General features: G+C 65.0%; 9 protein-coding genes. 8 read left to right on the top strand and 1 reads right to left on the bottom strand.

Annotation, left to right across the window (positions count from 1 at the left end):
- Nucleotides 1-186: 186 nt before the first annotated feature.
- The 8 genes from LRA87_RS11830 to LRA87_RS11795 all read left to right on the top strand — a co-directional run bounded on the left by LRA87_RS11830 (nucleotide 187) and on the right by LRA87_RS11795 (nucleotide 14,757).
- Nucleotides 187-3,183: a TonB-dependent receptor gene (locus tag LRA87_RS11830; RefSeq protein WP_230631663.1), complete on the top strand. Its 2,997-nt coding sequence runs from the start codon at nucleotides 187-189 to the stop codon at nucleotides 3,181-3,183.
- Nucleotides 3,184-3,379: 196 nt separating this feature from the next.
- Nucleotides 3,380-4,501: a PKD domain-containing protein gene (locus LRA87_RS11825; RefSeq protein ID WP_230631662.1), complete on the top strand. Its 1,122-nt coding sequence runs from the start codon at nucleotides 3,380-3,382 to the stop codon at nucleotides 4,499-4,501.
- Nucleotides 4,498-5,820 carry a glycoside hydrolase family 28 protein gene (locus tag LRA87_RS11820; RefSeq protein ID WP_230631661.1) on the top strand — a complete coding sequence of 441 codons (1,323 nt, stop codon included), beginning with the start codon at nucleotides 4,498-4,500 and terminating at the stop codon, nucleotides 5,818-5,820. Before LRA87_RS11825 ends, LRA87_RS11820 begins: the two co-directional genes overlap by 4 nt.
- Before the next feature lie 91 nt (nucleotides 5,821-5,911).
- Complete coding sequence (locus LRA87_RS11815) at nucleotides 5,912-7,447, top strand: arylsulfatase (RefSeq protein WP_230631660.1); 1,536 nt, start codon at nucleotides 5,912-5,914, stop codon at nucleotides 7,445-7,447.
- 267 nt (nucleotides 7,448-7,714) lie between these two features.
- Nucleotides 7,715-9,685, top strand: coding sequence for a hypothetical protein (locus LRA87_RS11810; RefSeq protein WP_230631659.1), 1,971 nt, complete (start codon nucleotides 7,715-7,717; stop codon nucleotides 9,683-9,685).
- Nucleotides 9,682-10,878: an alginate lyase family protein gene (locus LRA87_RS11805; RefSeq protein WP_230631658.1), complete on the top strand. Its 1,197-nt coding sequence runs from the start codon at nucleotides 9,682-9,684 to the stop codon at nucleotides 10,876-10,878. The genes LRA87_RS11810 and LRA87_RS11805 overlap by 4 nt, the downstream gene beginning before the upstream one ends.
- On the top strand, nucleotides 10,875-12,014 hold the full coding sequence (locus LRA87_RS11800; protein WP_230631657.1) for an aldose epimerase family protein: 1,140 nt from the start codon (nucleotides 10,875-10,877) through the stop codon (nucleotides 12,012-12,014). The genes LRA87_RS11805 and LRA87_RS11800 overlap by 4 nt, the downstream gene beginning before the upstream one ends.
- Before the next feature lie 88 nt (nucleotides 12,015-12,102).
- Nucleotides 12,103-14,757 carry a TonB-dependent receptor gene (locus LRA87_RS11795; RefSeq protein WP_230631656.1) on the top strand — a complete coding sequence of 885 codons (2,655 nt, stop codon included), beginning with the start codon at nucleotides 12,103-12,105 and terminating at the stop codon, nucleotides 14,755-14,757.
- A 37-nt stretch (nucleotides 14,758-14,794) separates the two neighbouring features.
- Here LRA87_RS11795 and uxuA read toward each other — a convergent pair whose 3' ends face one another.
- A complete protein-coding gene (uxuA, locus tag LRA87_RS11790; RefSeq protein WP_230631655.1) occupies nucleotides 14,795-15,961 on the bottom strand; it encodes a mannonate dehydratase in 1,167 nt (388 codons plus the stop codon).

Here is a 15,961-nt window from a genome sequence, read left to right as displayed (position 1 = left end):
GCGTCGTTCAAACCCGCGAATGCGCCGATGCTGTCCACCATAGGCGGCAACACGCAGGGACGCCCTATTAATCTCTCAAGACGCAGCGAAAAGTCCGCATCGGGCCATTGACATCTCCGAGCCTATGAGCTGATAAGTCATAGTGTAAAACAAAATCCCAACAAATGGGATTTTAGGGGGGATATCATGCGTCATCTTCGTCATCTTCGCCTTGCCACGACCAGCGCGACGTTCGCCATCGCGGTCGGCATCGCCTTTCCGGCAGCCGCGCAGAACACGACCGGGAACTCGCAGGATCCTCCGATCACCGCTGCGGCAGCGCAGCCGGCGCCGACGGATCAGCAAGCGCCGGTGGCCGCGACCGTCGACGCGGATGCGCAGGGTTCCGATATCGTCGTCACCGGCTTCCGCCAGAGCCTCGCCTCGGCGATCCAGATCAAGAAGCAGTCGGCCGGCGTCGTGGACGCGATCAACGCCGCCGACATCGCCGACTTCCCCGATGCGAACCTCGCCGACTCGCTACAGCGCATTCCCGGCATTTCGATCGAACGGGACGGCGGCGAGGGTCGCACCGTCACCGTGCGCGGCCTCGGCGGCGACTTCAGCCGCACCCGCTTCAACGGCATAGAAGCGATTTCGGCGACGACCGGCTCGACGCTCGGTGCCGGCATCAACCGTGGCCGTTCCTTCGACTACAGCGTCTTCGCATCCGAGCTGTTCAACTCGATCATCGTTCGCAAGACCCAGTCCGCCGAAGTCGACGAAGGCTCGCTCGGCGCAACCATCGACCTGCAAACGGGCCGGCCGTTCGACAATCCCGGCTTCCAGGCCGCGCTGTCCGGTCAGGCCGCCTATTACGATATCAACGACAAGGTCGCGCCGCGGCTCGTCGGTCTGGTCAGCAACACGTTCGCCGACGGCCGCGTCGGCATCCTGCTTTCCGCTGCGTACAACAAGCGCCTGACACAGGAAGACGCCTATTCGAACACGGCGCTCACCGACTTCAGCGACCTTAACAACGGCTTCTGCCCGGTGAACCCGGCGCAGGCGACAACGGTTCCGGTCAATCCGCTGATCGGCAGCGTGGCGCGTCCCACGCAATGTATCGCCGCGGCCGGTGCGAACCCGGGATCGACTCCGGCTGCCTACGCCACGATAAACCAGCCTGGTGTCTTCGTGCCCCGTCTGCCCGGCTACGGCCGCTTCCTCAACCGGCAGGAGCGTCTGGGCCTGACCGGCACGGTACAGGTGAAGCCGACCGATACCAGCCTGGTCACGCTCGATGTCGCCTACTCCCGCTACAAGCAGGACAAGAACGATCTGGCCACCAACCCGATCAGCCTCAACCGCGGCCTCGGCGCCGCGGCGGGCGGACTGACGGCCGCGCAGCTGGCCGGGCGCCCCAATATGAAGGTGCGCGACGCCATCGTGGAGAACGGCCAGCTCGTCTATGGCGTGTTCGACGGGACCGACTTTTCAGTCACCAACAGCCACGATGTCTCGACGACCACCTTCTACCAGGTGGATCTGCACATCGATCAGGAGATCGGTGATCGCGGCCATGCCTCGGTGCTGTACGGCCAGTCGGATTCGGTGCTGGACAATCCCTATTCGCGGCTGGTCACCTTCAGTCGCTTTGACGGCACCGGCTTTACCTTCGACGCGCGTGGCGACAAGAAGTCCACGCCCCTGCTGAACTACGGCTTCGACGCCACCAACCCCGGCAACTGGCAGTATCAGAACGGCTACGACAACATCCGTGAATTCACTTCACGGGTGACCAACCGGCTCCGCAACATCAAGGTCGACTTCAAGTACGACTTCACGGATCAGCTGACCGGCAAGATCGGCATCGCCGCAAAGCGCTTCACCTTCATCTCCGAACGGCAGCAGCGCATCGCAGGCACGACCAACATCCCGACGCTTGCATCTGCCGGTCTGTCGATCGGCGATGTCAGCCTGCCGGCGATCACGATCGGCTCGATCGGCATCCCCTCCGGCGCGTCGAACAGCTTCATCGTGCCCAACATCGACAAGATCATGTCGGCGTTCAACGTCGACTGCTATTGCGTCAATCAATATGGCGATTTCCGCATCGGCAGCGTCGGGACGGGCGCGCAGGGCGACAATCGCGCCGTCGTCGAACAGGATATCAGCCCGTATATACAGCTCGACTGGAAGGTCGACCTCTCCAACGGCATGACGGTACGCGGCGATGCGGGCCTGCGCTACGCCCATACCCATCAAAGCTCGCGCGGCTTCGTCGGCGTCGGCACGCTGGTGCGGGTGGCGCGTAACTACGACGACTATCTGCCATCGTTGAATGCGGCGCTGGACGTGACGCCCAAGCTCACCCTTCGTGCCGCGGCCGCCAAGGTCATGTCGCGCCCCTCGCTCGGCCTGCTGACGCCGGGAGGGTCGATCGGCACCGCACAGGCGCCGTTTACCGCGACGGTCGGCAACCCGCAGCTGGACCCGTATCGCGCGACCAATATCGATGCGAGCGTCGAATGGTATCTGGCGCCCGGGGCCATCCTGTCTGCCGGCTATTTCTACAAGGATATCTCCAGCTTCGTACAGAACATCACGAGCACCACGACCTATTCCGCAGCGGGCCTTCCGCTTGCCCTGCTGCTGCCGAACCAGGATCCGAATACGACCACCAACATCAGCACATCGGTCAACGGCACCGGTGGCAAGATCAAGGGTTTCGAGCTTCAGTATCAGCAGCCCTTCACCTTCCTGCCGAGTTTTCTCCGCAACTTCGGCACCATCCTGAACTACACGCACATCAAATCGAACATCAGCTACATCCTGACCGCCAACCAGGCCGGTCCGACACTCGTCGCGCCGCTGGTCAACGTCTCGCCGAATGCCGCCAACGCAACGCTCTACTATGAGGACAGCCGACTGTCGGCACGGGTGTCGCTGGCGTATCGCGACGAGTACCTGCGTCAGGTGCCGCTGCGCTCGGGGCTGGCGGACTTTACCGGTTCGTACAGCACGACCAACGTCGACGCCTCGATATCGTACAAGCTCACCGATGGACTGACGCTGTCGCTCGACGCGATCAACCTCACCAATCAGGCGACCAGCTATTGGGATGGCGACAAATTGCGTGACCAGCAGGTCTATTCCAAGACCGGTCGCCAGTTCTTCGCCGGAGCACGGTACAAGTTCTGATGCACCACGCGGCGATCCTCGCTGCGATACCCGCGACGGCGCCAGTGCCCGCGCCGTCGCGGGGCGTGTTCATCAGCGCTTGTGACCCCGGCCGCCACCCGCGAATAGAGCGGGGTTTGTTGCTGACGTACTTGTCGGGACGCCCCCACGATCCGTTCCGTGCCCGGAACATCGTGGCGGGCGCGGTACGGGGCTGATGCGTCGGGCGCTCGCCCTGCTGATGCTGCTCGGGGCATCGCAGGCGGTCGCGTTCGATCGACCGGACGAGGTGCTCAGGGTCTATCAATTCCCCGCCGACGCCATCCCGCGCATCGATGGCGACGCCAGCGACTGGGATCATGTGCCGGCCAGCTACGTCATCCGTTCCGACCAGTTCGCCGCGGATGACGGCAGCGGCTGTCGACCCGATCCGGCAAGCCTGCGCGCGACGATCAAGGTCGGCTGGGTCAAGCGCATGAACCGCCTCTATATCCTCTACGAGGCGTGGGACGACCATTGGGACTTCGCCGGCGAGGGGCTCGATCAGGATATTCTGGAGATGGTCGTCGACGGCGACCGGTCGGGCGGGCCGCTGATCGCACGGTTTCATCCCGACATCGCGCCGCCCTCGGCGCCGCGTCCCACCCTGTCCGATGGCCGAACCGTGACGGACGAGGATGCCTGGTTCGGTTTCCAGAATCGTCACGCGCAGAATTATCACATCTTCACACCCGCCCGTGACAAGGATTGGGCGATGGCCTGGGGCCCGCAGGCGCCCTGGCTCAAGCGGCTCCCCTATTCGAACATGGCATATCGCTACGCCTTTAAACCCGGTCAGGCGGGCAAGCTCGTCGCGGAGTTCTGGATCACTCCTTTCGACCTTGCGGACGGCGACGGGCCGGAGCGATCCGTCGAGACGACACTTGCCGAGAACGCGATCGTCGGGCTGGGCTTCGCGATCATCGATCGCGACGGCCCAGGCAGATCCAGCTTCTGGAACCTGTCATCGCCGAAACACACCATGTACGGCCGCGCCGACGAACTCCGCGCCTTCCGCCTGATGCCGCCCGATCCGGCGCCGGCGATCAAGGCCGACTGGTCGTTCGTCATCCTCGACCGCGCGACCCGCGTCGTCGCCTTTCGCGATGACAGTGCCGGCACCATCACCCATCGCCGCTGGGATTTCGGCGACGGCGAAACGTCGACCGACACCCATCCGACCCACCGTTACGCCAAACCCGGCAAGTATGTGGTTGTCCTGCACACCACCGGCCCGGCCGGCACCTCGACCCTGTCCAGGGTCTGGGACGTATCGTTCATCGGAGATCCGCCCAAATGAACCGCCGCGACGCGCTTGTCTTCGGACTCGCTCTGGCCAGCCTTCCGGCGACCGCCCATGCCGGGCGACAGGTGTTCGACGTTCGGGCGCATGGCGCAGTCGGCGACGGGCGCACGCCCGACACGGCGGCCATCCAGCGCGCGATCGACGCGGCGGCGAAGGTCGGCGGCCGTGTTTTGCTCGGTGGGCGGCGGCGCTATCTCATGGGTCCGGTGACGCTCGCAGGTGGCATCGACTTCCATGTCGATCGTGGCGCGACGCTGTTGGTCAGCACCGATGCCGCCCATTACGCCGACCCGCTCGCCGGCGTCCTCCACGCCAGATCGGCGCACGGTCTGACGCTCAGCGGCGGCGGCACGATCGACGGCCGCTCGCCCGAATTCATGGAACGCTACGACGCGGCCGGCGAATGGTGGGTGCCGAAATCCTTCCGGCCCCGCCTGATCGTGCTGGAGGATTGCGCCGATCTGACGATCCGCGACCTCACGATCGTTCGCGCGCCAAGCTGGACCGTCCACCTCGTCGGCTGCCGCAAGGTCCTCGTGGACGGGATCACGATCGCCAACCAGCTCGATGTGCCGAATTGCGACGGCATCGATCCCGACCATTGTCAGGACGTCCTCATCCGCAATTGCCGGATCACCTGCGGGGACGACGCGATCGTGATCAAGACCACGGCTGCTCACGTGCGATACGGCCCGTCGCGGGATATCGTCGTGCGGGACTGCATCATCGATACCCAGGATTCGGGGCTCAAGATCGGTACCGAGACGGTGCAGGATATCGAAAACGTGCTGTTCGAGCGCTGTGAAATCCGTCGCAGCTCGCGCGGGCTGTGCATCCAGCTCCGCGACGCCGGCACGGTACGGAACATCGTATTCCGCAAGATCAGGTTCGTTTCCCAATACTTTTCCGACCCCTGGTGGGGCCGCGGCGAAGCGATATCCTTCACCGCCATCCCGCGCGATGCCGCAACAAAGGTCGGCACGATCACGAACGTGCGTGTCGAGGACGTCACCGGCCGCGCGGAGAACAGCATCCGCATCGAAGGGCTGGGCGGCGCGCGCGTGTCGGACATACGGCTCGAGCGGGTAAACCTGACCCTCGACCGCTGGACCCGTTACCCCGGCGGCGTCTACGACAATCGACCGACCAGCGTCGTGCCCTTGATCGAGCCGCACGATGCGGTCGGCATCAGCGTCCGCCACGCGGATCGCGTCACCATCGCCGATTGCAGGATCATGGTCGCCCCCGCCGCCCGCGCCCGCTTCGCCGAGGACGTTCGTAGCGAGGACACGCCCTTCTTCTCGCGCAGTTGAAGACAAATCCCGCCTTCCAACAGGCCACCGACATCGTAGAAGCGAAAGTGCGGCGAACGGTAGGCCACTCGAAAGATCCAGGTGCTCCACGATGCATATTATTCGCAAGGCTTGGCTGGGGACGGCAGCCCAGATCACTGCACTGGCGCTGTCATCGACTGCGGCGGGCCAGCATGTGCCGCCGGCGAAAAGGGCGGCGCCCTTGGCCGGCGCGGCGGCGCGGCCGAACATCGTCCTGATCCTGGCCGACGACCTTGGCTATGGCGATATCGGCCCGTTCGGTCAGACGCGCATCCGCACGCCCAACCTGGATGCGCTCGCGCGCGATGGCGTGAAATTCACGCAATTCTACGCCGGCACAGCGGTCTGCGCACCCTCGCGTGCGTCCCTGCTGACCGGTCGGGACACAGGCCATACGCAAATCCGCGGCAATATACGCATGGGCGGCGACCTGAGCGATGAGCGCGAACGCGGGCAACTCCCGCTGGCCGCGGGTACGCCCACGCTGCCGGGCATGTTGCGGCAGGTCGGTTACGCGACGGCAGCGATCGGCAAATGGGGGTTGGGAGGTCCGGGCAGCGAAGGTGTGCCGACTGGGCATGGGTTCGACTATTTTTACGGCTACCTCGACCAGACGCACGCGCACAATTATTATCCCACTCACCTGTGGGAGAACGATCGGCGCGTACCGCTCGACAACCGGTTCTTCTACGTCGACCCGAAGGTCGGCAAAACGTCCAAGGCGCCCGCGGACTACCGCCTCTATCAGGGACAGGATTATTCGGCGTTCCGGATCGTCGAGGCGGCGCAGTCCTTCATCCGACGCCAGAGCCGCGCCAAACCGTTCTTCCTCTACTTCGCACCCACGCTGCCCCACGCGGCGTTGCAGCTGCCCGATCGCCTGACGGCGGCGTACCGGGGCCAATTTCCGGAACGCCCGGGCGATCCCGGCGACTATTCACCGCATCCGACCCCGCGAGCCGCGCGTGCTGCGATGATCACGGAGCTCGACCGGGAGGTGGGCGTCCTGCGTGCGGAGTTGCGCCGCGCGGGACTCGAAAAGAACACGCTGATCGTATTCTACAGTGACAATGGTCCCAGCAGCGAAGGCGGCGCGGACACGGCGTTCTTCCGTGCCACGGGCGGGCTTCGCGGCGAGAAGCGCGACCTGTACGAGGGCGGAATCCGATCACCCTTCCTGGCGCATTGGCCGGGGCATTTTGCGGGCGGCAGGACCGTCCAAACGATCTGCGCCGCCTGGGACCTGATGCCGACGTTCGCCGCGCTGGCGGGTGCCGTTCCGCCCGCACCGATCGAAGGTCATTCGCTGCTGCCCGCGTTGCAAGGCCGAAGCATGACCCAGAGCGGGCCGCTCTACTGGGAGATGAACGGCGACAACAAATCGGCACAAGCTGCGCGCGATGGCCGCTGGAAGGCGGTCCGGTGGCAACTTCGAGGGGCAGACCCGAGCCAGCCGATCGAGCTCTACGACTTGTCCAAGGACCCGCGTGAAACCACGGACGTTTCCGGGCAGCATCCGGCGATCGTCGCGCGGATGAGGGCGCAGCTCGCCCGGCGTGAGATGTCTCCGCGCGCGGAGTTCAATTTCCCTCCTGCACGGCCGTGACCGACTGAACCATCCCGGGTTTGCCGGAAGCGATGGGATGCGAGCGCGCTGTCCGCGTGATTGTACCGGCTGGTGGTGCTGATGCAGGTCCAGCGATTCCAGCAATGTATGACAACTTTTCCTTGACAGGTCCCGGCAAGCTGAAGAAGCATGCCATATGCACGACGCGATGGTCGACATGGCCACGCATCCGTGTTCCGTCGACGACGCAGTCGTAAACTACGGAGATAACAGGCAAAAGCCTGATAATTTTAGGATAGCAGGATCTTGAAGAACATCTCCGAACATGCCTCTTCGACGGTCTTTCCGAATGCGAACGAGGACAGCGTTTCGCCGGTACATACCGCCCGCATCCGCAGGGCGGATCGATTTCACCGCGTATCGGGCTTCGTCGTCTGCGGCTGCGCCGCCGCAATCGCCTTCGTCTTCTGTCCCGATGTTGCGACCGCACAGGTAGCGGCGCCATTTCGTGGGGGCGATACACCGATGAACACGGTGGTGACGCGTCAAATCCAGCCACAGGCGGAAAAGCTGCTGATCGGCCTCGCCAAGGAAGGCCGCGCCTATCGGATCGACGACGTTCCCGTGTTCAACGGCAGCGACAAGTTCCTGCCCGGCAAGATCGCGATCGGACTGGTCGACTTCATCGCCGACATTCCCGCCGACGATCCGCGCCTGCCGGGCTATCTCGCCGACTTCCGCAAGATCGCCAAGCTGACTGTCGACGACGCCAACGACAGCTGGGGCATCTTCTATTATCTGACCGCGATCGATCGGCTGCGCGAGCGCGGGCTTCTGGACAAGGCGTTCGACCGGCTGACGCTGGCCAAGCTGAAGGTGCGGCTCGACTGGCGCATGTTCGTCGATACGCAGACGTACGAACTGATCGACCATCCCAACAATTATTATTGCGTCGCCTTCGCCATCGCCCGGCTGCGGACGCAATTGGCGTGGGAACCGCGCGAAGGCAGCGACCGGCTCTACACCGCGATGGTAAAGCATTACCGGGAGTATTCGGGTGAATACGGCTTTGCCGACGAGACGGACGGGGCAGGTCGCTTCGACCGCTACAGTGTCCTGCTGGCAGGTGAGATAGCACAACGATTCCTCCAGACCGGCGAGAAACCGCCCGCCGAGGTGCTGGGCTGGTTGCGCAAGTCGGCCGACGTGATGTTGCAGCGCGTGAACCTGTCCGGCCATGGCTTCGAATATGGCCGCAGCCTGGGGCCGTATGGCGAGACGAGCATGGTCGAGGTGCTGACCGCCGCCGCCGCGACCGGCGTCCTGACCAAGGCGGAGATGGATCTCGCCTATGCCTATTCCTCCAGCGCGGCGCAGCATTACGTGTCCTTCTGGACCGATGCGCGCACGGGTTCGGTCAACCTGTGGGACAACGGCCGACGCACCGACGCCTATCGCGGCAAGTTCCGCATCCTCGGCGAGAACCTCTCGCTGGCGCACCAGTTCGTCTACACCAACGATTGGTGGAGCAAGCTCGGCTATCGCGACAAGGCGCCGACGCGCGACTTCGCAAAGCTCGCCGCCGCACTGCCGAAGCGGACGGTGACGTGGTTCGCCAAGGGCGAATACGACCGGCTGTTGGTAACGTGGCGTGATCGTGGGCGTGTCGTCAGTCTGCCGATCATCAACGGCGGCGTGTCGCAGCACGACCACAACCCCTATTTCCCGATCCCCTTCTCGCCGGGGATGCTGGAGGGCGTGGCGGATGGCGATGCACCGCTGATGGTGCCGCGCATCACGCTCACCGATGGATCGACGGTGATGCCGCTCGCCTATTTCCGCAACGCGAAGGTCGAGACGCAGGGCAAGCGGACGATCGTCACCTTCGACCAATCCGAGCTCGACCGGATGGGGAAGAGTGGACCGGAGCCCGATCGGCGGCTGCGCGTGTCGACGCGCTACGAATTCGCGCCGGGGTCGATCCGGCGGCTGGACACCTATACGCCCGTCGCACCGCTGGAGGTCGCCGGTATCACGATGGCGTTCGGCACCTTCTCGACGCAGCCCGCCGGCACCGGGGCCAACGTTCGGTTCGGCGAGGGTGCGGTACGCAGCTTCGCCACCAGCGGGCTGGACCGTTGCGAGGCATCGTCTGCCGAGCAGGACACGGACTATCACGCATCGATCGGGGCGATGCGAACCAAGGTGATCTGCACGGCCGGACCGCGGACGGTGACGGCACCGTTCACGATCGGCTGGGACCTGCGCTACCAATGACGACGCGACGCGATGTGATGCGGCAAGCGGGGGCATTGGCTGCGGTGGTCGCGCTCCCGTCGCCGGGCCGGGCCGCAGCCGGCCCTGCGCTGCTGTCCGTCGCGGATCGCAAGCGGCTCATCGCCGATGCCGATCGATACCTGTCGTTGCGCCCGCGCACGACCACGTCGGCGATCGCGCCGCGCAGCCCGGGCGGCCCGAAGGATTATTATTCCGAGGCCGATTATTGGTGGCCCGATCCGGCGAAGCCCGGTGGCCCCTATGTGCGACGCGATGGCCTGTCGAACCCGGACAAGTTCGATGCCCACCGCGACGCGATGATCGAGCTCAGTCTCGCCGTGCCCGCGCTCGTCGCGGCGTGGAAGGCGACACGGGATGCGCGATACGCTCGCCACGCGGAGACGTTCCTGCACGCCTGGTTCGTCGATCCCGCGACGGCGATGAACCCCAATCTGCAATATGCGCAGGCGATCATCGGGGTGAACACCGGGCGCGGTATCGGCGTCATCGACACGCTGCACCTGGTGGAAGTCGCGCGCGCCGTCATGGTCCTCGACGGCACCGCCGGCGGTGCGGTGCCGCCGGGATTCCGGCTGACCCACAGCGCGGCGATCCGTGGCTGGTTCGCTGCCTACCTTCAGTGGCTCACCACGTCGAAGAACGGGATGGAAGAACGCGACGAGCGCAACAATCACGGCACCTGCTGGGCGTTGCAGGCGGCAGCATTCGCGCGGCTGACCGGCGATGCGTCCGTCGTCGCCTTTTGTGCCGACCGGTTCCGGGAGCGACTGATCCCGGATCAGGTCGCACCCGACGGGTCGCAGCCGCTCGAACTCGCCCGCACCAAGCCGTTCGGCTACACGCTGTTCAATCTCGATGCGCTCGCCGCCCTCGCGCGGGTGGCCTCGACGCCCGGCGACGACCTGTGGCGGTTCGCGACCGCCGATGGCCGGTCGCTGGCCGGGGCGCTGGCGTTCATGTACCCCTTCATCCGCGACAAGCGAACGTGGCCATACGCCCATGACGTCGAATATTTCGACCAATGGCCGATCAGGCACGTCAGCCTGCTGTTCGGGGCGGAGGCGCTGCACGAGGAACGCTATCGGCAGCTCTGGCGCAGGCTGCCACCGCTTCCCGCGGTTCGCGAAGTGATCCGCAACGTGCCGCTGCGCCAGCCGACGCTCTGGATGTGAAGGTAATCCTTCCCGTCGGGCTGTGCTTCGTCGCAACCGGCACATCGGCGGTCGCAGCGAGCGTACGGGTCGAGCCGTTCGGTACGACGCAGGGCGGTGCGGCGGTGTCGCGGACCGTGATGACCAACGACCGTGGCATGCGTGTCGCGATCATCGATCGCGGTGCGACGCTGACCATGATGGAGGTGCCGGATCGACAGGGACGGCGCCGCAACGTCGTCCTTTCATTGCCGGATGTCACCGCGTTCGAACGGACGCAGCGACGGTGGGGCGGGATCGTCGGACGCTATGCGGGCCGCATCGCCGACGCGCGCTTCACGCTGGACGGGCGCGTATATTCGCTGACGCCCGGACGCAACGGCGTCACCCTGCACGGCGGTCCAGATGGCTTCGACAGCCGTATGTGGCATGCCGGGACACGCCGGGAGGCCGGCTCCTCGGCGGCGATCTTCCGATTGACCAGTCCGGCCGGCGACCAGGGCTTTCCCGGCGGCCTGTCGGTCGAGGTCACCTATCGCCTGATGGATCGTGCCAACGAATTGCGGATCGAGTACCACGCGACAACGACCGCGCCGACCGTGTTCAATCCTACCAATCACATGTTCCTGAACCTCGGCGGCGCGGACGGCGGCACGATCGATGCACACCGTCTGCGCCTGTTCGCAAGCCGCTACGTGGAGACCGATGCCCGCAAGATCCCGACCGGGCGATTGGCGCCCGTCGCAGGGACGCCCCTCGATTTCCGGCGCGCCCGACCGGTGGCAGCCAGTCGGGCGGCGTCGCATCCGCTTCTCGCGTCGTCGGGCGGGTTCGATCATGCCTATCTGTTGCGGAACAGCCCGACGGCGCGCCCTGTGCCGGTCGCTGTCGTCGAGGATCCGCAATCGGGGCGGCGGATGGCGATCGACAGCACCGAACCGGCGGTCGTTTTCAACAGCGGCAATGGTTTCGACGGCACCGAGACCGGCAGCGAGGGTGTCGCCTATGCCAGATACGCCGGGCTGGCGCTGGAGACCCAGCATCTGCCCGATGCGCCCAACCGGCCGTCCTTCGCTTCCACTGTCCTGCGGCCGGGACGTTCTTTCCGCTCGATGACGGTCTATCGCTTTTCCACGATGCAACGACGTCATATGTAATACATCTTGCTAATTCTGCGGCCTGTCATATGAGTTGTCATTCAACTACGTCCGCAAAGGGCGGGTATGGCAACCGAGGAGGGGCTGGATGAAAACGACCTATCTGTTCTGCGCATCGGCGATCGCGCTGGCCTTTCACGGGCATGCCGCCGCGCAGGTGGCAGGTAACCAGCCCACGACCGGGGAAGCGACGGCGCAATCGGCCACGCCGACGCAGGCGGACGATCCGGCCACCGCCTCCGGTGACATCATCGTCACAGGCATTCGGCGCTCGCTGGCGCAGGCGGCGGACATCAAGCGGGATTCGGCGCAGGTCCTCGACGTCATCACGGCGGAGGACGTCGGCAAGCTGCCCGATGCCAATGTGGCGGAAGCGTTGCAGCGGGTGACCGGCGTCCAGATCACGCGCGTGTTCGGCGAAGGGCAGGCGGTCAACATCCGCGGGCTGCAACAGGTCCGGGTCGAGGTCGACGGCCGGACGCTGCTCGGCTTCTCGGCGCGCGTTTCGCCGCCCGAAAACGACAATCTCGGTCGGTCGTCGGGGCTGGATTCGGTGCCATCGTCGCTGTTCGGCCGTCTCGAGGTGCGCAAATCGCCGCTCGCGAGCCAGGTCGAGGGCGGACTCGGCGGCACGGTCAATCTGGTCACGCCGAAGCCGTTCGATTTCAAGAAGACGACGCTGACCGGGCAGGTGCAGGGCACCTATTCGCAGGAGGCCGACAAGTTCGAACCGGGCGTCACCGGCCTGTTCACGACCACCTTCGCCGATGGCCGCATCGGCGTGCTCATCTCGGGCGAATACCAGAAGCGGACGTCGAACCTGCAATTGTTCGAACGCAACAACTTCTTCAACAGCCTGAACGGCGGCACGACGACGCTGACCGCGCCGCGCCTGCTGCAATATGAGAACGTCGACATCGATCGTTCGCGCTTCGGGCTCAACGGGTCGGTGCAGTTCCAGGTCAGCCCGGAATTCGTCCTGACCGCGGACGGCCTGTACTCGAAGGTCAATGCCAACCGGACCAACCAGTTCATCGCCTTCAACATGCCGACCAGCGCGACGGCAAGGATCATCACCAATCCCGTGCTGGACGGCAACGCGATCGTGGCCGGTACCGCCGTCGGCAACGTCCGCACCGGCAATCAGGTACGTCGCGATCCTGCGACGAGCTACCTCGCCGGCCTGAACGGCAAGTATGAAAGCGGCGCGTTCACGATCGAGGCGGACGGCTATTACAGCCGCGGCACCCTGCGGCAGGAAATCGAAGTCGTGACGCTGCAATCCGCGAACACCGTCGCGGGCAGCTTCGACTTTCGCAACTCGACGATCCCGTCGTTGACCCTGAACACCGCATCCGGGGCGGTGTTCGATCCGACGCTCGTCGCCAACTATCCGGCTCGCACCGACCTTCTCACGCTGCGCGCGAACAAGCTGCCGGCCAATCTGTCGGAATGGGCGGGCCGGCTCGATGCAGGCTATGACGCCGGCGACGGGGTCAAGTTGAAGGCGGGCGTGCGCTACGTCGATCTGCGCGGCGATTCCCAGGCGTTCCGCAGCCGTGCCGACGTCGGCATCGCAACGCTGCAACCGTATCTCGACAGCGGCAACGCCGGTTTCCTGTCCAGCATCCCCGGCAATTTCCCGCGCCAGTTCCTGACCGGCGTACCGGACGTGGATTTCATCCTCGATCGCGTATTGGCGGCGGAGCCGAACCAGAGCGGCGATCCGGCGGGAACGCTGCGCCGGAACGCGACACGCGACTACGACCTGCGCGAACGCACCGTCTCCGGCTATCTGATGTTCGATGCCGAGGGGCAGGTGCTGGGCATGCCGACGCGCGTCAACGCCGGCGTGCGGGTCACGCATACCGACTTCAAGGTGGATACCTTCACCCAGCGCGGCGCAGCGCTGTTGCCGCAGACCGATCGCAACAGCTACATCAACGTGCTGCCGAGCGTGAACCTGACGTTCAACGCGACCGACAAGCTGTTGCTGCGGCTGTCCGCATCGCAGACGCTGCAACGTGCAGGACTCGCCGAGCTCGCGCCGTCGACCTTCGTCGATGCGACCAACCTGACGCTGACCGGTGGCAATGCGCAGCTGACCCCGCCGATCGCGAGCAACCTCGACCTGTCGCTGGAATATTACACCAGCCGTACGTCGCTGATTTCGGCAGCGCTGTTCTACAAGGACGTGCAGGACTTCATCGCGACCAACACGACCGAGCAGGTCATTCCCGGCTTCGAGAATCTGGGCGTCGTACGGGTTATCCGGCCGGAGAACGTCGCATCGGCCAAGGTGAAGGGGTTCGAGGTGGGCGTCACCCAGTTCCTCGACTTCCTGCCATCGCCGCTCGACGGATTCGGCGTGATCGCGAACTACACCTTCGCCGACAGCAAGGACAGCAACGGCTTCCCGCTCGTCGCGACGTCCAAGCACAGCTACAATCTGGTCGGCCTGTACGAAAAGGGGCCACTGTCCGCACGCATCGCGTACAATTGGCGCGACGACGCGGTGTTCGAATTCACGCAGGGGCGTCCCGACGTCATCGCGGCACGGTCGCAGCTGGATGCGCAGATCGGGCTTGATCTCACCGACCACGTCGCCCTCTCGCTCCAGGCGCAGAACCTGATCCCCAAGGACTCGGCGACGGTCGAGATCAGCAACTTCAATCCGTTGGCGATCAACAGCTATGCGCTGTCCGAGCGGCGCTTCACCATCGGCCTGCGCGCGAAATACTGACGCCGGGAACGGGCGGCCGCAGCCGCCCGTTCTTCGGTCAAGCGAGGGCGGCGGCCACGCCGCGTTCGAGGCCGCGGAGTTCGGCAAGCCCGCGCATGCGGCCGAGCAGGGAATAGCCCGGGTTGGTCGTACGCGTCAGGTCGTCGAGGATCTGGTGGCCGTGATCCGGGCGCATCGGGATACTTCTGCCGCTTCTGTTCGACAGGCGATGGATCGCCGCGACGACCTCCACCATGCCGGCGTCACCCTCGAGATGCGGCGCCTCGTGGAACGCGCCGTGCGCTTCCCGCTGCACCGAGCGCAGGTGGAGGAAGCCGATGCGATCGCCAAGGCGATCGATCATGCCGGGCAGGTCGTTGTCCGCACGCACGCCAAGCGACCCCGTGCAGAAGCAGAGGCCGTTAGCGGGACTCGGTACGGCGGCGAAGAGTGCCGTCAGATCGGCTTCGTCGCTGACGACCCGGGGCAGTCCGAACAGCGGAAAGGGCGGATCGTCGGGGTGGACCACCAGCCTTATGCCCGCGGCTTCCGCCGTCGGACACACCGCTTCGAGGAAGGCGACATGGTTCGCGCGCAGGCGTTGCGCATCGATCCCGGCGTAGCTGCCCAACGCTTGTCGAAATGCTGCGGTATCGAAATGCTGTTCGCTACCCGGCAGGCCTGCGATGATCGTGCGTTCCAGTCGCAGACGTTCCGCTTCTGACATCGCGCGGTACCGGGTCTCTGCCGCAGTAAGCGTCGCGGCGTCATAGTCGTCCTGCGCACCCGGCCTTTTCAGCATGTGTACGTCATATGCCGCGACTGCGATGTGCTCGTATCGCAGCGCCAGCGCGCCATCCGGCAGGGCGTAGGCGAGATCGGTACGCGTCCAGTCGAGCAGGGGCATGAAATTATACGTTACGACCCGAATGCCACAGGCGGCGAGATTGACGATGCTCGCGCAATACGCATCGACCAGCGCCGACCAGTCGCCACGTCCGGTTTTGATCCCGTCGTCGACGGGCAGGCTCTCCACGACGGACCATTCCAGGCCAGCTGCCCTGATCGTCGCCTGTCGACTCTCGATCGCCTCCCGGGTCCACACGGCGCCGTTCGGAACGTCGTGAAGGGCGGTGACGACGCCGGTTGCTCCGGATTGCCGGATATCCATGAGTCTGACCGGATCCGCCGGTCCGAACCAGCGCATGGTTTGTGTCATCAGCAT

Origin of the sequence: Sphingomonas sp. Leaf37 (assembly GCF_920939475.1) — a bacterium.
Lineage (GTDB): Bacteria > Pseudomonadota > Alphaproteobacteria > Sphingomonadales > Sphingomonadaceae > Sphingomonas.
Note: the sequence above shows the minus strand (reverse complement) of the source record. Positions and strands in the feature narration are given on the sequence as shown.

Excerpts from the sequence above, each read along its gene's own strand:
- LRA87_RS11830 (WP_230631663.1), top strand. The coding sequence starts at position 187 with ATGCGTCATCTTCGTCATCTTCGCCTTGCCACGACCAGCGCGACGTTC.
- LRA87_RS11825 (WP_230631662.1), top strand. The coding sequence starts at position 3,380 with ATGCGTCGGGCGCTCGCCCTGCTGATGCTGCTCGGGGCATCGCAGGCG.
- LRA87_RS11820 (WP_230631661.1), top strand. The coding sequence starts at position 4,498 with ATGAACCGCCGCGACGCGCTTGTCTTCGGACTCGCTCTGGCCAGCCTT.
- LRA87_RS11815 (WP_230631660.1), top strand. The coding sequence starts at position 5,912 with ATGCATATTATTCGCAAGGCTTGGCTGGGGACGGCAGCCCAGATCACT.
- LRA87_RS11805 (WP_230631658.1), top strand. The coding sequence starts at position 9,682 with ATGACGACGCGACGCGATGTGATGCGGCAAGCGGGGGCATTGGCTGCG.
- LRA87_RS11795 (WP_230631656.1), top strand. The coding sequence starts at position 12,103 with ATGAAAACGACCTATCTGTTCTGCGCATCGGCGATCGCGCTGGCCTTT.
- uxuA (WP_230631655.1), bottom strand. The coding sequence starts at position 15,961 with ATGCTGATGACACAAACCATGCGCTGGTTCGGACCGGCGGATCCGGTC.